The 19,986-nt window shown below is 42.5% G+C and carries 17 protein-coding genes; 16 read left to right on the forward strand and 1 reads right to left on the reverse strand.

Annotated features, from left to right (window positions below):
• The first annotated feature begins 90 nt into the window (after window positions 1–90).
• From lspA to pyrE, 12 genes are all read left to right on the forward strand, one after another.
• Window positions 91–567 (forward strand): signal peptidase II, encoded by a 477-nt coding sequence (lspA, locus tag SporoP8_RS14545; RefSeq protein ID WP_085133179.1) that lies wholly within the window; start codon window positions 91–93, stop codon window positions 565–567.
• On the forward strand, window positions 567–1,472 hold the full coding sequence (locus tag SporoP8_RS14550) for an RluA family pseudouridine synthase (RefSeq protein WP_085133180.1): 906 nt from the start codon (window positions 567–569) through the stop codon (window positions 1,470–1,472). Before lspA ends, SporoP8_RS14550 begins: the two co-directional genes overlap by 1 nt.
• A gap of 227 nt (window positions 1,473–1,699) precedes the next feature.
• Window positions 1,700–2,248, forward strand: a complete 549-nt coding sequence (gene pyrR / locus SporoP8_RS14555) for a bifunctional pyr operon transcriptional regulator/uracil phosphoribosyltransferase PyrR (RefSeq protein WP_085133181.1) — start codon at window positions 1,700–1,702, stop codon at window positions 2,246–2,248.
• A gap of 20 nt (window positions 2,249–2,268) precedes the next feature.
• Entirely contained in the window at window positions 2,269–3,555 is a 1,287-nt protein-coding gene (locus SporoP8_RS14560) for a uracil-xanthine permease family protein (protein WP_085133182.1), read from the forward strand.
• 56 nt (window positions 3,556–3,611) lie between these two features.
• Complete coding sequence (locus SporoP8_RS14565; protein ID WP_085133183.1) at window positions 3,612–4,490, forward strand: aspartate carbamoyltransferase catalytic subunit; 879 nt, start codon at window positions 3,612–3,614, stop codon at window positions 4,488–4,490.
• A 1-nt stretch (window position 4,491) separates the two neighbouring features.
• Window positions 4,492–5,769 carry a dihydroorotase gene (locus tag SporoP8_RS14570; RefSeq protein WP_085133184.1) on the forward strand — a complete coding sequence of 426 codons (1,278 nt, stop codon included), beginning with the start codon at window positions 4,492–4,494 and terminating at the stop codon, window positions 5,767–5,769.
• Window positions 5,769–6,869: a carbamoyl phosphate synthase small subunit gene (locus SporoP8_RS14575; RefSeq protein ID WP_085133185.1), complete on the forward strand. Its 1,101-nt coding sequence runs from the start codon at window positions 5,769–5,771 to the stop codon at window positions 6,867–6,869. Before SporoP8_RS14570 ends, SporoP8_RS14575 begins: the two co-directional genes overlap by 1 nt.
• Window positions 6,862–10,059, forward strand: a complete 3,198-nt coding sequence (carB, locus tag SporoP8_RS14580) for a carbamoyl-phosphate synthase large subunit (protein ID WP_085133186.1) — start codon at window positions 6,862–6,864, stop codon at window positions 10,057–10,059. Before SporoP8_RS14575 ends, carB begins: the two co-directional genes overlap by 8 nt.
• Window positions 10,056–10,835: a dihydroorotate dehydrogenase electron transfer subunit gene (locus SporoP8_RS14585; RefSeq protein WP_085133187.1), complete on the forward strand. Its 780-nt coding sequence runs from the start codon at window positions 10,056–10,058 to the stop codon at window positions 10,833–10,835. Before carB ends, SporoP8_RS14585 begins: the two co-directional genes overlap by 4 nt.
• Window positions 10,832–11,746, forward strand: a complete 915-nt coding sequence (locus tag SporoP8_RS14590; RefSeq protein ID WP_085133188.1) for a dihydroorotate dehydrogenase — start codon at window positions 10,832–10,834, stop codon at window positions 11,744–11,746. Before SporoP8_RS14585 ends, SporoP8_RS14590 begins: the two co-directional genes overlap by 4 nt.
• Window positions 11,743–12,456 (forward strand): orotidine-5'-phosphate decarboxylase, encoded by a 714-nt coding sequence (gene pyrF / locus SporoP8_RS14595; RefSeq protein ID WP_085133189.1) that lies wholly within the window; start codon window positions 11,743–11,745, stop codon window positions 12,454–12,456. The genes SporoP8_RS14590 and pyrF overlap by 4 nt, the downstream gene beginning before the upstream one ends.
• Window positions 12,453–13,082, forward strand: coding sequence for an orotate phosphoribosyltransferase (gene pyrE / locus SporoP8_RS14600; protein ID WP_085133190.1), 630 nt, complete (start codon window positions 12,453–12,455; stop codon window positions 13,080–13,082). The genes pyrF and pyrE overlap by 4 nt, the downstream gene beginning before the upstream one ends.
• 323 nt (window positions 13,083–13,405) lie before the next feature.
• Here pyrE and SporoP8_RS14605 read toward each other — a convergent pair whose 3' ends face one another.
• Window positions 13,406–15,091 (reverse strand): Rqc2 family fibronectin-binding protein, encoded by a 1,686-nt coding sequence (locus SporoP8_RS14605; protein ID WP_085133191.1) that lies wholly within the window; start codon window positions 15,089–15,091, stop codon window positions 13,406–13,408.
• Window positions 15,092–15,422: 331 nt separating this feature from the next.
• On the opposite strand from SporoP8_RS14605, the gene gmk reads away from it, so the two are divergent.
• From gmk to priA, 4 genes are all read left to right on the forward strand, one after another.
• Entirely contained in the window at window positions 15,423–16,040 is a 618-nt protein-coding gene (gene gmk / locus SporoP8_RS14610; protein ID WP_085133192.1) for a guanylate kinase, read from the forward strand.
• Window positions 16,041–16,043: 3 nt separating this feature from the next.
• Window positions 16,044–16,268, forward strand: a complete 225-nt coding sequence (gene rpoZ / locus SporoP8_RS14615) for a DNA-directed RNA polymerase subunit omega (RefSeq protein WP_085133193.1) — start codon at window positions 16,044–16,046, stop codon at window positions 16,266–16,268.
• 77 nt (window positions 16,269–16,345) lie between these two features.
• Complete coding sequence (gene coaBC, locus SporoP8_RS14620; protein WP_085133194.1) at window positions 16,346–17,566, forward strand: bifunctional phosphopantothenoylcysteine decarboxylase/phosphopantothenate--cysteine ligase CoaBC; 1,221 nt, start codon at window positions 16,346–16,348, stop codon at window positions 17,564–17,566.
• The gene (priA, locus tag SporoP8_RS14625) at window positions 17,556–19,964 is read left to right on the forward strand and encodes a primosomal protein N' (protein ID WP_085133195.1); all 2,409 of its coding nucleotides are present in this window, start codon (window positions 17,556–17,558) and stop codon (window positions 19,962–19,964) included. Before coaBC ends, priA begins: the two co-directional genes overlap by 11 nt.
• The last annotated feature ends 22 nt before the right edge of the window (window positions 19,965–19,986 follow it).

Consider the following 19,986-nt stretch of genomic DNA (forward strand, 5'->3'; position numbering starts at 1 on the left):
TTTTTTTGCATAGTGGAACTAACAAACACAATGGAAGACGTGTTTTTGTGGTAAACTAAAGAAGAAATTAGCTGGATGGAGGGTAATGAAGTGATCGTTTATTATGCAATCGCAGCACTGGTCATCGGCTTGGATCAGTTGACGAAATGGCTAGTCGTAAAAAATATGGAGTTAGGAGAACATATTTCTGTTCTCGATCCCTATATTGCATTGCTATCTCACCGTAACCGTGGTGCTGCATGGGGTATGCTTGAAGGGAAGATGTGGCTCTTTTTTATAGTGACCATTGTAGTAGTAGTAGCTATCATTTACTTTTTCCATACAGAAGGTAAAAAGGACCGATTACTAGGTATGAGTTTAATGCTATTGCTAGGCGGTGCGATTGGAAACTTTATCGATCGACTAGTCAGGGGAGAAGTAGTGGATTTCATCAGCGTCTTGATTCCTGTTATAAATTATGATTTTCCGATATTTAATGTGGCGGATGCCGCACTGACAATCGCTGTCATACTTATTTTGTTACACGTAGTGCTTGATGAAAAAAAGAAAAAGAAAAAGGTGTCGTAATGGAAAGAATTGAATATGAAATAACTGAAGAACTTACAGGCAATCGAATAGACAAAGCATTGGCTACCCTTCAACCGGATTGGTCACGTACACAAATCCAGCAATGGGTGAAAGAAGAACATGTTAAGGTGAATGACATTGCAATAAAACCGAACTATAAAGTCAAGTCAGGCGATAAGGTCACTGTTGAGCAGCCAGAAATCGAAGAGTATGATGTCAAAGCTGAAAACTTACATCTTGAAATCGTTTATGAAGATCAAGATGTATTGGTTGTTAACAAACCTGTCGGAATGGTGGTTCACCCATCAGCCGGTCATGTAAGTGGAACGTTAGTCAATGGATTGATGTACCAAGTGAAAGATTTATCAGGTATCAATGGTATTATGCGACCTGGTATCGTGCACCGTATCGATAAAGATACTTCCGGATTATTGATGGTGGCGAAAAATGATAAAGCGCATGTCTCATTAGTTAATCAGCTCGTTGCTAAATCAGTGAATCGTGTATATACTGCATTAGTTCACGGACATATTCCGCATGATAACGGCACAATAGATGCACCGATCGGGCGTGATAAGCGTGATCGTCAACGAATGGCGGTCGTGGATGATGGGAAAAATGCTGTTACACACTTTAAGGTCCTTGAACGTTTTGGCGCCTATACATTGGTTGAATGCCGCTTAGAAACAGGGAGAACTCATCAGATTCGTGTGCATATGAAATATATTGGTTTCCCTCTTGTAGGAGACCCAAAATACGGTCAGAGAAAAACAATCGATTTTGGCGGTCAAGTACTGCATGCGGGAACTGTTGGTTTTGATCACCCTACAACGGATGAATATATGGAGTTTACTGCCCAGTTGCCTGAAAATTACCAACAGTTGCTAAATGAGTTGCGTGCTTAATAGGCGTTGACAAACGCTTATTAAGAGATGTATACTCTAGTAAGAAATTGAATAGCGATACCTTTAACGTCAGTCCTGTGAGGCTGGGAAGGTTGCACGGAATTACATGATTGCTTACTGCGGTAAGTATCGATGTATGCTTTTTTCTGCACGTCCGCCCTCCAGTCTACTCTGACTGGAGGGTTTTTTTATAGAAAAAAGGTAAGAGAGAAAGGGGACTTATTGATATGACGGAAAAAGCAGAAATACTAGACGAACAAGCAATCACACGGGCGGTCACACGAATTGCCCATGAAATTATTGAAAAAAATCGGGGTATTGATCACTGCATCCTCGTTGGCATTAAAACAAGAGGGGCAATCTTGGCAAAACGCTTAGCAGATAAGATTGAACTAATTGAAGGTAAACCTATCAAAACCGGTGAATTGGATATCACATTGTACCGAGATGACCTTCAATTAAAGAATCAGCAAGGGGAAGCCTTCGTACAACAGGTCGACATCGAACATGATGTAGCCGACCAAAAAGTCATCTTGGTTGACGATGTTCTGTATACAGGCAGAACAGTACGAGCTGCATTAGATGCCATTATGGACTTAGGAAGACCTTCTTCCATACAGCTGGCTGTATTAGTAGATCGAGGTCATCGAGAACTACCGATTCGTCCCGACTTTGTTGGTAAAAATATCCCGACTTCAAATGAAGAGCGGGTAGTAGTCAGTATGATAGAAAAAGACGGAACGGATGGAGTCAAGATTCACACACGTACATTATAAGTAGCCGGGGGAAATGATAGATGAATGTAAAAGTATTGGATGTACATGAAAAACCGCAGCCTATTCGCTGGCTGGCACTAAGTTTGCAGCATATGTTTGCCATGTTCGGCGCCACAATTTTGGTACCACAACTTGTAGGCTTAAGTCCTGCTATCGCGTTATTAACGAGTGGGATCGCCACCATCGTATTTATTATCGTGACGAAGTTTCAAGTCCCTGCCTATCTAGGCTCTTCATTCGCTTTTATTGTACCAATTCAGATGGCGACACAATCTGGTGGGATCGGCAGTGCGATGATAGGTAGTATGTTCGTAGCATTGGTCTATGCCATCATATCGTTACTGATTTATAAAACCGGTTATCACTGGATTATGAAGTTACTACCACCCATCGTAGTGGGACCGGTCATTATGGTAATTGGATTGGCGCTCGCACCGACAGCCATAAATATGGCGAGCACAATCAATGTTGACGGAGCGGATGTTTATAGCGGCTTACACTTTTCCGCGGCTCTAGTAACACTTGCTTCTGCAGTATTTTGCTTAATGTTCTTTAAAGGAATTATTAGCTTAATGCCAGTTCTTATTGGAATCGTAGTTGGGTACATCTACTCTGCATTCATCGGCATTCTAGATTTCAGTAAAGTAGTAGAAGCCAAATGGTTTGCGGTACCAGATATGCTGATCCCGGGTGTGGATTATGAATTTGTCGTAACACCGACACTTCTGATCATTATGGTGCCAATCGCGATTGTCACGATCTCTGAGCATATAGGACACCAGTTGGTACTAGGTAAAGTCGTAAACCGGAATTATATTGAAAGTCCTGGGTTACACAGATCATTGCTTGGTGATGGGCTGGGCACACTTATGAGTGGACTAGTCGGAGGACCACCTAAAACTACATATGGAGAAAATATCGGTGTACTCGCTATCACACGAGTTTATAGTGTGTATGTGATCTTGGGAGCTGCGGTATTTGCGATAATCTTCTCCTTTATCGGTAAAATTATGGCGTTGATCGCTACGATTCCTACAGCAGTACTTGGCGGAATATCCATTCTGTTGTTTGGTATCATCGCTTCATCAGGAATACGGATGCTCATCGACCACAAGATTGACTTTGATAATCAACGAAATCTAGTCATCGCATCGATCATCCTAGTAATCGGAATCGGTGGAGCGACTATCAATATAAGTGAAACATTCCAAATCGGTGGTATGGCATTAGCAGCAATTGTAGGGGTTCTGTTGAACCTAGTATTGCCGGGTAAAACAGATGATACTTTGATGGATAAGGAAGAATAGAAACAAAAAGCAATTCGTGCATGAAATACTTGCATTTCGTAAAGGAGGAACATCTGATGGAACATTTAGTTTCAATGAAAGACCTGACAGTGGAAGAAATCATGCTCATACTAGATAGGGCAGCGATTTTTAAACGGCTAGGCTTCAGGGAATTGCCTGGAACTTATACCGTCTGCAACTTGTTTTTTGAACCTAGTACGAGAACGAAAACAAGTTTTGAAATGGCAGAGCGTAAAGTAGGCGCGCAAATCATCCCCTTTGAGACGAGTTTCTCGAGTACCTTAAAAGGAGAATCTTTGTATGATACGATTAGGACGTTGGAAGCAATAGGGTTGGATGCCTTAGTCATTCGTCATCCAGCCGACGGTTTCTATGAAGAGTTACTACAACGAACGAATGTTGCAATCATTAATGCAGGAGATGGATCAGGTCAGCATCCGACACAATCCCTGCTCGATATCTTCACGATTCAAGAGGAATTCGGTCATTTTGAAGGTCTGAAAGTATTGATTGCGGGAGATATTGGACATAGTCGGGTGGCACGTTCAAATGCAGAAGCTTTGCGGAAGCTCGGAGCTGAAGTCACGTTCCTTTGCCCACCGGAATGGGCGGGAGAATTCGACAGTGTCGACAACTGGGATGAAGTTATTGAAACGAGTGATGTCGTCATGCTCCTCCGAGTACAACACGAGCGTCACAATACAGAAATGGCGTATACGAAAGCTGCTTATCACGAGCAATATGGTCTCACAATAGAACGGGCAGCTAGAATGAAAAAAAATGCGATCATCATGCATCCAGCTCCAGTGAATCGTGATGTAGAAATAGCAGATAGTTTAATAGAAAGTCCGCAATCACGAATTTTTAAACAGGTAGAAAACGGCGTCTATATTCGGGCAGCCGTTCTAGAACTTATATTGAAGGGGCGGAAGTAATATGAACACGTTAATTCAACAAGTGCAAATGGTAAATGAAGAAGGCCAAATCGTCGAAACAGATATTAAAATCGTAGAAGGAAAAATTGCGGAAATTGGTAATCAGCTAGCGATAGACGGATATCAAGTGATTGAAGGTAAAGGATTACTTGTATCACCGGGATTCATCGATGTACACGTACATTTGCGTGAGCCGGGCGGTGAACATAAAGAAACAATTGAAACAGGTACTCATTCAGCAGCAAAAGGCGGATATACTACGATTTGTCCAATGCCGAATACACGTCCAGTACCAGATACAAAAGAAAATCTTGAAAAAATCAATACATTGATTAAAGACAATGCTAAAATTCGTGTGCTCCCTTATGCGTCCATCACGATCAGAGAAGCAGGAAAAGAACGTACGAATCTCGCTGAACTAAAAGAACACGGGGCATTCGCGTTCACGGACGACGGAGTAGGTGTACAAGAAGCGGGCATGATGTACGAAGCAATGCAAGATGCAGCGAAGATCGACATGGCTATTGTTGCGCACTGCGAAGACAATACATTAATCTATGGTGGCGCAATGCACGAAGGAAAACGTAATAAAGAACTGGGCTTGCCAGGAATTCCTTCCATTGCAGAATCGGTACATATTGCACGTGATATTTTACTTGCGGAAGCGGCAGGCGCCCATTACCACGTTTGTCATGTGAGCACGAAAGAATCAGTTCGCGTAATCCGTGATGCAAAAAAAGCTGGAATTCATGTAACAGGAGAAGTCAGCCCTCACCATTTGTTGTTGACAGAAGATGATGTACCTGGAGACGATGCGGACTGGAAGATGAATCCTCCACTACGCGCCATCGAAGATCGCAATGCATTACGTGAAGGCCTGATGGATGGAACATTGGATTGTATCGCAACTGATCACGCACCGCATACAGCAGATGAAAAAGCAGTAGGTATTGCCAAAGCACCATTTGGCATCACAGGATTTGAAACAGCATTTCCTTTACTATATACAAATTTCGTCAAGCCAGGTCATTGGACACTCAAACAACTTCTTGATTGGATGACAGTAAAGCCTGCGGAAGTGTTCAACTTGCCATACGGTAAGCTTGAAGTAGGTGCTGAAGCGGATCTAGTATTACTTGATCTAGAAAAGCAACAAAAAATCGACCGTACGACATTTGTTTCAAAAGGTAAGAATACACCATTTGACGGAGTAGAATGCGTTGGATGGCCTGTAATGACAATTTTCGGTGGGAACATCGTATGGAAGGATGGTCAATGATGACAAAAAGATACTTAGTACTGGAAGACGGTTCCATTTTTGAAGGGAAAGCATTCGGAGCAGAAAATGCCTCAATAGGAGAAACTGTATTTGCAACAGGTATGACAGGCTATCAGGAGACAATTTCAAGTCCTTCAGGTTGTGGGCAACTTATCGTAATGACTTATCCATTAATTGGTAACTACGGAATTAACCGAGATGATTATGAATCTATCGACTTAGCTATCAACGGGTTAGTCGTTAGAGAACTAACAGAAGAGCCTTCAAATTTCCGTAGCGGCATGTCACTAGGAGATTTGCTCGTATTAAAAGGAATCCCAGGCATCCAGGAGATCGATACTCGTAAACTAACGCGTCTGTTACGTGATAAAGGGGCTCTACGCGGAAAATTGACAGCTGCTGGAGAAGAGATCGATACGGATTCAACTGTTGCAGAACTTCAACAATTCGAACTGCCAAAAGATTTAGTGGCGAAAGTATCTACTAAACGTCCATATCCAAGCCCAGGCTTAGGTAAGCGTGTCGTCGTTATTGACTATGGCATTAAACATGGCATTTTACGTGAATTAAATAAAAAAGATTGCGATGTCATCGTTGTACCATATGATATATCGGCAAAAGAAATATTAGCATTGTTCCCAGATGGTATTCTATTATCAAATGGACCTGGAAATCCTGAGGATGTAGAAGGGGCAGTCGAAACTATCAAAGAATTATTAGGCAAGAAGCCGATCTTCGGTATCGGACTTGGCCACCAATTATTTGCACTAGCATGCGGTGCTAAAACAGCGAAAATGAAAAACAGTCATATTGGCGGCAACTATCCTGTAAAAGACTTAAATACGAATCGTACCGATCTAACCTCACAAAGTCATGGATATGAAGTGCTTGAAGACTCTTTAGCAGGAACAGGTCTTGAAGTGACACATATTGCATTGAATGATAATTGTATTGAAGGGCTTCGAAGTGAGAAGTTTGAAGCATTCACTGTCCAGTTCCACCCGGAAGCATCGCCAGGACCACAAGATTCTAGCTATATATTCGAACGTTTCATTCAATTGATGACTGACAGCAACCGAAAGGAGAATACTAATGCCTAAACGTACTGATATAAAATCCATCCTCGTGATTGGTTCAGGTCCAATTGTAATTGGACAAGCAGCAGAATTTGACTATGCAGGTACACAAGCGTGTTTATCCCTTAAAGAAGAAGGATACCGAGTGATTCTTATCAACTCGAACCCTGCAACTATTATGACTGACACAGAAATGGCAGATAAAGTGTACATCGAGCCCATCACACTTGAATTCGTTAGCCGCATTATCCGTAAAGAACGCCCGGATGCACTACTCGCTACATTAGGCGGACAAACTGGTTTAAACATGGCTATTGAATTACATGAATCAGGGATCCTTGACGAATTAGGTATTGAGATTTTGGGTACAAAGCTTGATGCGATTCATAAAGCGGAAGACCGCGATTTGTTCCGTACATTAATGAATGAAATGGGTGAACCTGTTCCAGACAGTGAAATCATCCATAATATTGATGAAGCCTATGCATTCGTCAATGAAATTGGTTATCCAGTTATCGTCCGTCCTGCATTCACGCTAGGTGGTACAGGTGGAGGAATTTGTCATAACGATGAAGATTTAGAAGAAATCGTAGCAAGTGGTTTGAAATATAGCCCAGTTACACAGTGTCTTCTAGAGAAATCCATCGCTGGCTTCAAAGAAATCGAATACGAAGTAATGCGTGACTCGGCAGATAATGCAATTGTAGTGTGTAATATGGAGAACGTCGATGCTGTCGGTATCCATACAGGTGACTCTATCGTAACAGCACCATGTCAAACGTTGACAGACCGTGAAAACCAGATGCTTCGTAACGTTTCATTGAACATCATTCGCGAGTTGAAAATCGAAGGTGGCTGTAACGTACAACTAGCACTCGATCCACATAGCTTTGATTATTACATTATTGAAGTGAACCCGCGTGTCAGTCGTTCATCTGCATTAGCTTCCAAAGCAACAGGTTATCCAATTGCGAAGCTTGCCGCGAAAATTGCTGTCGGTTTGACGCTGGATGAAATGATGAATCCAGTAACAGGTAATACGTATGCCTGCTTTGAGCCGACACTAGACTATGTAGTAACGAAAATTCCACGTTGGCCTTTCGATAAGTTTGAATCGGCGAAGCGTAACTTGGGTACACAGATGAAAGCGACAGGTGAAGTAATGGCGATGGGCCGTACATTTGAAGAGTCCATCATGAAAGCTGTTCGTTCATTGGAAACAGGTCAATTCGATTTATCTCTTCCAGGTGGTAATGAAATGTCTGATGAATGGATCGAACAACGAATCCGCAAAGCAGGCGATGAGCGTCTATTCTTCATCGGAGAAGCATTACGTCGCGGCGTGACAATCGAAACCATACATGAATGGAGCGCAATCGATTTATTCTTCTTGCGTAAATTCGAAAACATCGTTCGTTATGAAGAGATATTGAAAGAGAATCCATACGATACAGCCATTGGTTATAAAGCAAAACGTTTTGGCTTCCCAGATGTGACGATTGCGAAGTTATGGAAGACAACAGAACGTGATGTATACGACTGGAGACAACAACAAGGTTTAGTTCCGGTATATAAGAAAGTGGATACATGCGCTGGAGAATATGAATCGGATACACCGTACTTTTATGGTACGTACGAAGATGAAAATGAATCTGTAAGAACTGATAAGAAGAGCGTGATCGTCTTAGGTTCAGGCCCAATCCGCATCGGACAAGGTGTAGAGTTCGATTATGCGACAGTACATTGTGTATGGGCTATACAACAATCAGGATATGAAGCGATTATCGTCAATAACAATCCTGAAACAGTTTCGACCGACTTCTCGATCTCTGATAAGTTGTACTTCGAACCGCTAACAATTGAAGATGTCATGCATATCGTAGATCTTGAGCAACCAGAAGGTGTCATCGTACAGTTCGGTGGTCAAACAGCGATCAATCTGGCGGATGAATTGGAAGCACGCGGAGTGAAAATTCTTGGTACATCACTTGAAGATATCGATCGTGCAGAAAATCGTGATAAATTTGAGAGCGCATTGCATGAAATCGGTGTACCACAGCCACTTGGAAAGACTGCTTTATCAGTTCCGGAAGCTGTCGTTATCGCAACAGAAATCGGCTATCCCGTCCTAGTTCGCCCGTCATATGTATTAGGTGGACGTGCAATGGAAATCGTCTACTATGAAGAGGAATTACTTCAATACATGGAGAATGCGGTAAAAGCTAGTCCTGAACATCCGGTATTGATCGACCGTTACTTAACAGGAACAGAAATCGAAGTCGACGCCATTTGCGATGGAGAAACAGTATTGATTCCTGGCATCATGGAGCATATCGAGCGTGCAGGTGTTCACTCGGGTGACTCGATTGCAGTCTATCCTCCACAAAATCTTTCACAGTCCATGATCGAAACGATCGCAGACTATACGAAACGCTTGGCTCTTGGGCTCAACATCCGTGGGTTAATGAATATCCAGTTCGTTATTTCAGAAGGACAGGTTTATGTAATCGAAGTGAACCCACGTTCTAGCCGTACAGTACCATTTTTAAGTAAAATCACGAATATTCCAATGGCGAATGTCGCAACTCAAGCTATTTTGGGTAAATCTATCTCAGAACAAGGCTATACCGACGGACTTGCAGAAGCACCAGCAGGTGTCTATGTCAAAGTACCGGTGTTCTCTTTCGCTAAACTTCGTCGTGTAGATATTACACTCGGACCTGAAATGAAATCAACAGGTGAAGTAATGGGGAAAGATGTAACATTGGAAAAAGCATTGTATAAAGGCTTAGTAGCGGCTGGAATGGAAGTAAAAGAATACGGTACGGTGTTAATGACAGTTTCTGATAAGGATAAAGAAGAAATTGTAGACATCGCGAAACGTTTCATTGAAACTGGATATCGTATTGTGGCAACTGAAGGTACTGCTAAAGTACTCGAAGCAGAAAATATCGAAGTGAAAACAGTAGGTAAAATTGGTACAGAAGGTCCGACATTGATCGATGTTATTCAAAAAGGACAAGCACAATTAGTTATCAACACATTGACTAAAGGAAAACAACCAGCACGTGATGGCTTTAGAATTCGTCGAGAAACAGTGGAGAACGGTGTTCCTTGTTTAACTTCGATTGATACAGCTGCGGCTATGTTATCCGTCATCGAGTCCATGACATTCCAGACAGATGCAATGCCACAGCCGCAGGTGATTCAATGATCATCCAAGATTTGATGACCGTCGAATCGCAACAAGAAATTGCGAAAAATATTTTTGAGATGAAATTAACAGGCAAGCTGGTCGGAGAAATTACTTCTCCGGGCCAGTTTGTCCATATCCGAGTATCGGATTCATTCGAACCGTTATTGCGACGTCCAATTTCAATTGCTGAAATTAATCCTGAGAAAAATGAAATGACCATCATCTATCGCGCAGAAGGTCGAGGTACATCGCTCTTATCTGAAAAACGTGAGGGAGATACAGTTAATGTACTAGGACCACTAGGAAATGGCTTCCCAGTTGAAGAAACTACTGCGGGTCAAACAGCCGTATTGATTGGCGGCGGGATCGGCGTGCCTCCACTGTATGAGTTGTCGAAACAGCTGACTGCAAAAGGAGTTAACTGTATTCATATACTGGGTTTCGAATCGGATCCAGTAGTTTTCTATGAAGAAAAATTTGCTGCTTTAGGCGAAACACATATAGCAACAGTAGATGGTAGTAACGGTACACAAGGTTTTGTTACGAACGTCATGAGTGAGATATCCCATGACTTTGAAACGTTTTACAGTTGTGGACCTATGCCGATGCTTGATGCTGTGCAAAAAGCATATGTGCATAAAAAAGGGTTCTTATCTTTTGAACAACGTATGGGCTGCGGTATCGGGGCTTGTTTTGCTTGTGTTTGTCATACGAATGAAAATGCGACAGATCAGGCATATGTCAAAGTATGTTCGGATGGACCAGTATTTCCAGCAGGGGTGGTGCAAATATGAATAGATTAGCGATTACATTGCCAGGACTTGAATTGAAAAATCCGATTATGCCTGCATCTGGCTGTTTCGGTTTTGGTAAGGAGTACGGTAATCTGTACGATTTGTCCCAACTTGGAGCAATCATGATTAAAGCGACTACAGAAGAAATGCGTTATGGTAACCCGACACCACGTGTAGCTGAAACGTCTTCGGGTATGTTAAATGCTATCGGACTTCAAAACCCTGGGCTACAAGGCGTGCTGACTAATGAATTACCGTGGTTAGAAAAATTTGATGTTCCAATTATTGCGAACGTTGCCGGATCCGAAACGGCAGATTACGTTGAAGTGGCGAAACAAATTTCAAAAGCTTCAAACGTTCATGCGCTTGAATTAAATATCTCCTGTCCAAACGTAAAATGTGGCGGAATCTTATTTGGAACGGATCCCGAAATAGCAAAAGAACTGACAGCGGCTGTAAAAGCTGTTTCTTCTGTACCTGTTTATGTGAAACTGTCACCGAATGTCACGGATATTAAAGCGATGGCATTGGCTGTAGAAGCAGGTGGAGCAGATGGAATTACGATGATTAATACATTGGTCGGCATGCGTCTGGATGAAAAGACAGGTAAGCAAGTGATTGCGAATAAAACAGGCGGCTTATCTGGACCTGCTATTAAGCCAGTTGCGATTCGCATGGTCTATGAAGTAAGCCAAGTGGTTAATATTCCGATCATTGGAATGGGTGGCGTTACATGTGTCCAAGATGTTGTGGACTTTTTGTCTGCCGGCGCAAGTGCAGTAGCAGTGGGTACAGCTAACTTCGTTGACCCATTTGTTTGTCCAACAATAATCGAGCAACTACCTGCAAAATTGGATGAACTAGGAATCGATCATATTTCAGAATTGGTTGGAAGGAGCCATCGTGTATGAACCACTCCCCAATTATCGCTTTAGATTTTGATTCAGCTGAAAAGACATTCGATTTCCTACAAGCATTTGATCACTCGGTCAATGTCAAAGTAGGAATGGAATTGTACTATAAAGAAGGACCCGCTATGATTGCACGATTGAAGGAAGAAGGCTATTCCATCTTTTTAGACTTGAAATTGCACGATATTCCGAATACAGTAAAATCGGCAATGAAAGTATTGGCTTCACTTGAAGTGGATATGGTCAACGTACATGCGGCTGGTGGGAAGACGATGATGGAAGCAGCACGTGAAGGACTTGAGGCTGGAACTGCTATGGGCGTTCAGCGACCTGCATTAATCGCAGTAACTCAACTGACATCAACGGATGACCGTCAAGTGAAGGAAGAACAATTAATTAGTGTACCGCTTCGTGAATCAGTGGAGCATTACGCAAAACTGACTTCATTTGCGCATTTGGACGGTGTAGTTTGTTCGGTACAGGAAGCCAAAATTATTGAAGAAGTATGCGGCAAGGATTTCTTCAAAGTAACTCCTGGTATTCGCTTGGCACAAGGTGATGTCCATGACCAGAAGCGAGTGGCAACCCCGGCAAAAGCAAGGCAGGAAGGCTCTACACATATCGTAGTAGGCCGTGCCATTACAGGAGCCGATAATCCGCTTGAAGCATACAAACATGTAAAGACATTGTGGGAGGGAATTACATCATGACTAGAGAAAAAGAAGTTGCACACATCCTGTTAAATGTAGGAGCAGTAGCAATTAATCCGGAAGAGCCGTTCACATGGGCTTCGGGAATCGAGTCGCCTATCTATTGTGATAACCGCTTAACAATGGCAGATCCGGTAGGGCGCAAAGAAATTGCCGAAGGGCTTGCGGCATTGATCCGCGTTCATTATCCTGAAACTACAGTAATTGCAGGAACTGCGACAGCGGGTATCCCGCACGCAGCATGGGTTGCAGATATTCTGAAGTTGCCGATGGTCTATATTCGATCTACTGCTAAAGCACATGGTAAGAGTCGTCAAATCGAGGGCAAGATCGAGCCGAATGCGAAGGCCGTTATTATTGAAGATTTAATTTCAACAGGCGGAAGCAGCTTAAATGCAGCGAATGCATTGATTGCAGAGGACGTGGAAGTTTGCGGAATCGTCTCGATCTTTACATATGAGTTGCAAAAAGCTGACGAGAAGTTTGCGGAGGCGAAACTAACTTACCATAGCTTGACAAACTTTGCGGCGCTTGCTGAAGTTGCGAAGGAAGAAGGCGCGGTTAAGGAAGAGTCAATGAATGAATTAATGGAATGGCATACGAAGTTGAAGCTTGGTACGCTGTAATGAAAAAACGGTTCCCATAATGGGAGCCGTTTTGCTTTCTAGAAGAAAGAGTGGTGAGTGGGTGGGCAACGTTGATCGACGTTCCAGGCGGACGCTTTCCTGCGGGCATGGCTTGAGCCGCTTCCCTCACTTCGTTCAGTCCAGGGTCTCAAACTCATGCTATTCCCGCGGGAGTCGCCGCCTTCCACTTACGATCAACTGGTGTCGTTTTTTAATGTGGAATGATGATGCATTTTTAAAGAAAAAAAGACAGAACAGAAACCTATAATAATAGGAATTCACTTCTGTCTTAAGATGTTCAAAACATATAGCCATACAGTGCATTATTTCCGTAATTTACGTACTAAATCCTCGTCAGGTGTAACGAACACGGTTTTCTGTTCAAAGTAGATAACGAAGCCTGGTTTTGCGCCTGAAGGCTTTTTGACGTGGCGGATTTGTGTGTAATCGACTGGCACGGAAGAAGATTCACGTGCTTTGCTGAAGTATGCGGATAGCCCGGCTGCTTCTTCGATTGTTTGGGCGTCTGGGTCGATGTCGTGAATGACGACGTGTGAGCCTGGTATATCTTTTGTGTGTAGCCATACGTGATCCCGAGCCGCCAGTTTGAATGTCAGGTAGTCATTCTGTTTGTTATTTTTCCCTACTGAGATCGGGATACCTGTGGAAGATACGAAGGCTTCCGGTTGTGGCTTTTTCAGTTTTACTTTCTTTTTACTTCTACGAGCACGCATGAATCCAAGTTCTACTAATTCTTGACGTATTTCTTCTATGTCGATTGGAGAAGCTTGGTATACTTGCTGTCTGACCATTTCGAAGTATTCGATATCGTCTTTCGTTTTTTCAAGCTGTTCTGCAATCCGAATAAGTGCAGTTTTTGCTTTTGCGTAACGTGAGAAATAGCGTTGTGCGTTATCAATTGGTGACTTTCTTGGGTCGAGTGGAATTGTGACGGTTGTGCCTTGTTCGTAATAGTTTTCTACAGTCACTTCTTTATCGCCTTTATGCAGCATGTAGCTGTTGGCGGTCAATAATTCACCATATAATTTCAATGTATCTAAGTCTTGCGCTGTTTCTTGTTCTTTTTGTAGTTTCTTTGTTTTGTTTTCCAATTTGGCTATCTCATTAGACAACCAACGTTCTAGATCAATAGCCTGAGATTTTACACGTTCCCGTTCTGCTCTGGCAAAATAGACTTTGTCGAGCAAATCCCCTAAAGTAGGAAACGATTGTGTTATGCCTTGTGCATGAGTTAATTCAATTGCGGAAAACAAAGTTTTTCTATCATTTTCTATGACAGTTGGTTTCATGGCACCCGAGCTGAAGCTCTCAAGAAACGATCGCCACACAGTAAATGATTGGTTATTATCGTCTAAACGATATAATAATTCCGCGGCTGTTAATGGTGAAAAGCCTGCGAAATGTTTTACTACATCTTTCGATTCCTGCAGTGCACCTACCTGTGTATTGAATTCTGCCTCGGTTACTTCAAACGGATCTAATTTGTTTTGTGGAGGTGCTGGAATATAAGGTTGTCCAGGTAAAACAGTACGGTAACTGTTAACAGAAGGCGGTAAATGTTTCATGCTGTCAATAATCATATCGCGTGAAGCGTCGAGTAAAATCAAATTACTATGTCGTCCCATGATCTCAATGACTAATTTCCGTTCAATCTGGTCACCCAGCTCGTTTCGAGCCTGAACGTGAATATTTACAATCCGGTCATTCTCATGCTGTTCAATCGATGTAATCATCCCGCCCTCAAGTTGTTTGCGTAATACCATACAAAACAACGGTGGCTCAGAAGGATTCGTTAACACTTCATTCGTCAACTGTAATCGTGAAAATGAAGGATGTAGTGATACTAATAATTTATGATTTCTATTAGTGGCGCGGATTTGAAAAATGATTTCCTGTGAATTCGGCTGATGAATCTTCGAAATCCGACCAGTCTTCAGTTGCTGCAGTTCGCTTACTATTGCTTTTGTAAATAAACCATCAAATGCCATACGGATTCCTCTTTCATTTCGTTTTGTTCCATTTTAGCACTCATCGTATGATTATGGTATAATATGAACAGATTGCACACATGGACCTTTTCAGTTTAACTATAAAATTCTAGTATCTTCTGGACTTTCTTGTTAAAGTTAAATGTTAGGAAGCGTTACTAGTTGATTGAAGCGTAAGGTGGCGACTCCTAAGGGAACAGCATGCGTCTTGAGACCCTGGACTGAACGAAGTAAGGGAAGCGGCTTCCCTGGAAAGCGTCCGCTTGAAGCGTAAATCAACGGTGCGTAACAAGTATGACGTGCTAATGAATACATAACAAAGAGGGATTATATGTACAAACATCGAGGACTCCTAATCGTCCTTTCTGGTCCATCCGGCGTCGGAAAAGGAACTGTACGAAAAGAACTATTTTCAAGTCCGGACACCAACTACGAATACTCCATATCCATGACGACAAGAAACCCGCGTGAAGGTGAAGTTGACGGCGTTGACTACTTCTTCCGTTCAAAAGAAGTATTTGAAGAAATGATCGGAGAAGGAAAACTTCTCGAATATGCAGAATATGTAGGGAACTACTACGGAACACCACTCGACTACGTCAATGCAACACTCGACGCGGGTCGTGATGTATTCCTGGAAATTGAAGTAGTCGGTGCGGCTCAAGTGCGTGAGAAAGTACCAAACGGCCTGTTTATTTTCTTAGCGCCTCCAAGTTTAAGTGACCTGGAAACTCGTTTGATCGGGAGAGGTACGGAAGCATCTGACATCATTGCAGACCGTGTATTAAAAGCGAGAGAAGAACTTGAAATGATGCATTTGTACGACTATGTAGTAGAGAACGATGAGGTCTCCAAAGCATGTGATCGGATCAATGCGATTGTTACGGCAGAGCATTGCAGAAGAGAACGTGTGGAAAAGAGATACTTACAAATGTTGGAGGGAGAATAAACTATGTTATATCCATCAGTTGATTCACTAAAAGGAAAAGTTGATTCTAAATACACACTGGTTACACTGGCAGCTAAGCGTGCACGTGAACTACAAGAAAAACATGACGAAACGCTTCATTCATACCGGTCAGTAAAAAGTGTTGGTAGGGCTCTCGAGGAAGTAGCAGCGGGCGTCTTGATCAACGTAGCGGCAGACGAATCCATTATTTATGAAGACGAAGTTTGATTTGATATAAAAAACAACTCCCTTGGAATTCAACCGTTCTCAGGGAGTTTATTATTTTTAGAAAGGACGAGAGTTCCATGAAGATAGAAAATAAAAACATTTTACTCTGCGTAACAGGTGGTATTGCAGTTTATAAAGCTGTTGCACTCGTCAGCAAATTAAGTCAGGCCGGCGCGAATGTAAAAGTCGTGATGACGGATTCCGCGAAAGAATTTGTACAGCCATTATCCTTTCAAGTCATGTCACGCAATGATGTATATTTTGATACATTTGATGAAAAAGATTCTCGCGTTATTGCGCATATCGAGTTAGCGGACTGGGCAGATTTAGTGGTCGTTGCGCCTGCTACGGCTAATGTGATCGGTAAGCTTGCCCATGGAATTGCAGATAATATGGTGACGACTATTTTACTTGCAACTCAAGCAGACGTTTGGATTGCGCCTGCAATGAATGTACATATGTATGCCCATCCTGCTGTTATGCGTAATATTGAACAATTACATATGGATGGCTGTCAATTTATCGAACCGTCAGAGGGGTTTTTAGCTTGCGGTTATGTAGGTAAGGGGCGTTTGGAAGAACCTGAAAAAATTACCGAGTTAATTAGCGAGTATTTTAATGAAGTATCCTATCAACCTTTACGTGGTAAGAAAGTTGTCATTACAGCTGGACCGACTCGTGAACGTATAGATCCTGTCCGCTATGTATCTAATTTTTCAAGTGGCAAAATGGGTTACGCAATGGCAGAAGCAGCACAGCAGCTGGGTGCTCATACCGTACTAATTTCAGGACCAGTTGAGCTATCCGTTCCATCTGGAGTCCATGTGATAAATGTAGAAAGTGCCGCTGAAATGTTCGATGCTGTAATCAGTCAGTATGCTGATGCATCCATTGTAGTAAAATCGGCAGCTGTTGCAGACTATCGGCCGAAAAACATACATGACCAAAAAATGAAGAAAAAAGATGGCGATGATGTACTTGAATTGGAACGGACGACCGATATCTTAAAAACACTTGGAAAGCGCAAAGAAAATCAATTACTGATTGGCTTTGCAGCTGAAACGACGGATGCGATTGCCTACGGACAAAAGAAATTAGAATCTAAAAATCTAGATTATATTATCGTCAACGATGTCACGGATCCTGGTGGCGGTTTTGGTAGTGAAACAAATGTCGTGACATTGCTATCTAGAGAAGGAGAAACTATTCCTTTTTCTGCAATGCCAAAAGTGCAACTAGCAAAGCGATTATTTGAAACCATACTTCAGCATGAAAGTAGTAAGTTGCATGATCGCTGAAGTCATTGTAGATGTAGCAGCCTATCCAATTGACCGGCCATTTGATTATGCAGTTCCTATCGATTGGGAACATGTAATGGAGCCAGGATTACGGGTAAAGGTTCCTTTTGGTCCACGAAAAGTAGCGGGCTATGTGACAGGTATAAAAGAAGAGAGCGAATTAGATCGTAATAAAATTAAACCGCTCGCAGAAATTATAGATTTAGAGCCAGTGCTGTCTGCAGAATTATTAGCCTTGTCGAAGTGGATGGCAACGGAAACGATTGCCTATGAAATCGATGCACTGCAAGTCATGTTGCCTGCAGCTATGCGCGCCAAATATGAAAAGATCATGACAGTGATCAAACCAGAAGAGCTTGATGACTCATTCCGCGCATTTTTGGGGAACCGCCAGCACGTCACATTAAAAGCACTTCAAGATGCGAATTTATTAAATGAAGTAAAGAAATATAATGAGCTAGGGATTGTCGAAATTGATACGGCGATCCAGCAGAAAACTAAAATGAAAAAAGTTCGAATGATTCACGTGCCGGATGCGAAACAACTTGAAATGGCTTTGGAAGAAGTACATCCAAATGCAAAAAAACAACAAGAACTACTCCGTTGGCTATTGTTGCATCCGACAGAATCAATAGAAGCGAGTCAGATCCTCAATGAATCTGGTGTTACCGCTTCTGTTTTGAAGTCACTTGTAGATAAAGCGATAGTCGAACAATCGCAAGTGGAAGTGTACCGTGAATTAGCAACACCCCAAATGCAAGATAGCGGTAAACCGGAGCATCTAACAGACGAACAGCAAATCGCTCTTTCCGCTATTGAACAGTCGAGTGACAACAACATCCAGGAAACCTTTTTACTTCATGGTATTACAGGGAGTGGGAAGACGGAAGTTTATTTACAGGCCATCGATCATGTGTTGAAACAAGGGAAAGAAGCGATAGTGCTAGTACCTGAGATCGCATTGACACCTCAAATGACGGCCAGATTTAAAGGACGGTTTGGAGAATTAGTTGCCGTTTTGCATAGCGGTTTATCCGCAGGCGAAAAATATGATGAATGGCGCCGGATCCATCGGGGTGAAGTGAAAGTTGCAATTGGTGCACGTTCAGCCGTATTTGCTCCCTTCACAAATTTAGGATTACTGATTCTCGATGAAGAACATGAATCTACCTATAAACAAGAAGAATCACCAAGGTACCATGCACGGGATGTTGCAATCTGGCGTGCCGAATACTATCAATGTCCTGTTATTTTAGGGAGTGCGACACCGTCACTCGAGTCTTATGCTCGGGCTTCTAAAGGAGTGTATTCATTATTAACACTATCCAAACGGGCAAAGAATCAAGCTTTGCCAAGTGTGGAAGTGGTGGATATGCGAGAAGAACTTAAAGTAGGAAACCGTTCGATGTTTTCTGTAGCGCTGGCTGAAGGGATTCGCGAACGATTGGCACGAAAAGAACAAATTGTCCTGCTGCTTAATAAACGTGGATTTTCAAGTTTCGTTCTTTGTCGTGATTGCGGAACAGTTGTCGAATGTCCAAATTGCGATATTTCATTGACATATCATCGAGCAAGCGAGAGTTTGAAATGCCATTATTGTGGTCATGAAGAACGAGTACCTTCCGAATGTCCGGAATGTACAAGCGAGCATATTCGGTTCTTCGGAACTGGAACACAAAAAGCACAAGAAGAACTATATAAATTAGTACCTGAAGCCCGCGTAATCCGGATGGATATCGATACGACGAATACAAAAGGCGCTCATGAACGTTTGCTATACGATTTTGGCGAAGGAAAAGCAGACATTTTACTTGGAACACAAATGATAGCCAAAGGGCTGGATTTTCCGCGTATAACTTTAGTAGGGGTATTGGCAGCCGATACATCTCTTCATTTGGCCGACTTCCGCGCCGCCGAGAAAACATTCCAATTATTGACACAAGTGAGTGGTAGAGCGGGGCGAGATCAATTGCCTGGTGAAGTGGTCATTCAGACATATGATCCGGAGCACTACGCGATTGAATTATCCAAAACACAGGATTATGTCCCTTTTTATGAAATGGAAATGGGTAGAAGAAGACAACTTGGTTATCCACCATACTATTACGTGACGGTTGTACAGTTTAGTCACGAAGATGTATTAAAAGCAGCGAACTATGCACATAAAGGCACTGAATTTATGGCGGAGCGACTATCACAAGGTACTGTTATCATTGGACCAACAGCAGCTGCCATCAGTCGCCTCAACAATAGATATCGATACCAAAGTTTGATAAAATACAAACATGAACCCGCACTTATACCGGTTCTGCAACAACTTTTAAAACACTACAAAACGAGTTGGGCAAAAGACGGCTTGGTCATGTCGATTAACCGTGAACCAACATCGATCTTTTAACCTTTCTTCGAAGAAATGAGGA

The sequence above is a fragment of the Sporosarcina ureae genome, from assembly GCF_002101375.1.
Lineage (GTDB): Bacteria > Bacillota > Bacilli > Bacillales_A > Planococcaceae > Sporosarcina > Sporosarcina ureae_B.

Coding starts and splice junctions, on each gene's coding strand:
- SporoP8_RS14565 (WP_085133183.1), top strand. CDS start 3,612: ATGGAACATTTAGTTTCAATGAAAGACCTGACAGTGGAAGAAATCATG.
- SporoP8_RS14550 (WP_085133180.1), top strand. CDS start 567: ATGGAAAGAATTGAATATGAAATAACTGAAGAACTTACAGGCAATCGA.
- gmk (WP_085133192.1), top strand. CDS start 15,423: ATGTACAAACATCGAGGACTCCTAATCGTCCTTTCTGGTCCATCCGGC.
- rpoZ (WP_085133193.1), top strand. CDS start 16,044: ATGTTATATCCATCAGTTGATTCACTAAAAGGAAAAGTTGATTCTAAA.
- carB (WP_085133186.1), top strand. CDS start 6,862: ATGCCTAAACGTACTGATATAAAATCCATCCTCGTGATTGGTTCAGGT.
- SporoP8_RS14590 (WP_085133188.1), top strand. CDS start 10,832: ATGAATAGATTAGCGATTACATTGCCAGGACTTGAATTGAAAAATCCG.
- SporoP8_RS14585 (WP_085133187.1), top strand. CDS start 10,056: ATGATCATCCAAGATTTGATGACCGTCGAATCGCAACAAGAAATTGCG.
- pyrE (WP_085133190.1), top strand. CDS start 12,453: ATGACTAGAGAAAAAGAAGTTGCACACATCCTGTTAAATGTAGGAGCA.
- pyrF (WP_085133189.1), top strand. CDS start 11,743: ATGAACCACTCCCCAATTATCGCTTTAGATTTTGATTCAGCTGAAAAG.
- pyrR (WP_085133181.1), top strand. CDS start 1,700: ATGACGGAAAAAGCAGAAATACTAGACGAACAAGCAATCACACGGGCG.
- SporoP8_RS14575 (WP_085133185.1), top strand. CDS start 5,769: ATGACAAAAAGATACTTAGTACTGGAAGACGGTTCCATTTTTGAAGGG.
- SporoP8_RS14560 (WP_085133182.1), top strand. CDS start 2,269: ATGAATGTAAAAGTATTGGATGTACATGAAAAACCGCAGCCTATTCGC.
- SporoP8_RS14605 (WP_085133191.1), bottom strand. CDS start 15,091: ATGGCATTTGATGGTTTATTTACAAAAGCAATAGTAAGCGAACTGCAG.
- priA (WP_085133195.1), top strand. CDS start 17,556: ATGATCGCTGAAGTCATTGTAGATGTAGCAGCCTATCCAATTGACCGG.
- coaBC (WP_085133194.1), top strand. CDS start 16,346: ATGAAGATAGAAAATAAAAACATTTTACTCTGCGTAACAGGTGGTATT.
- SporoP8_RS14570 (WP_085133184.1), top strand. CDS start 4,492: ATGAACACGTTAATTCAACAAGTGCAAATGGTAAATGAAGAAGGCCAA.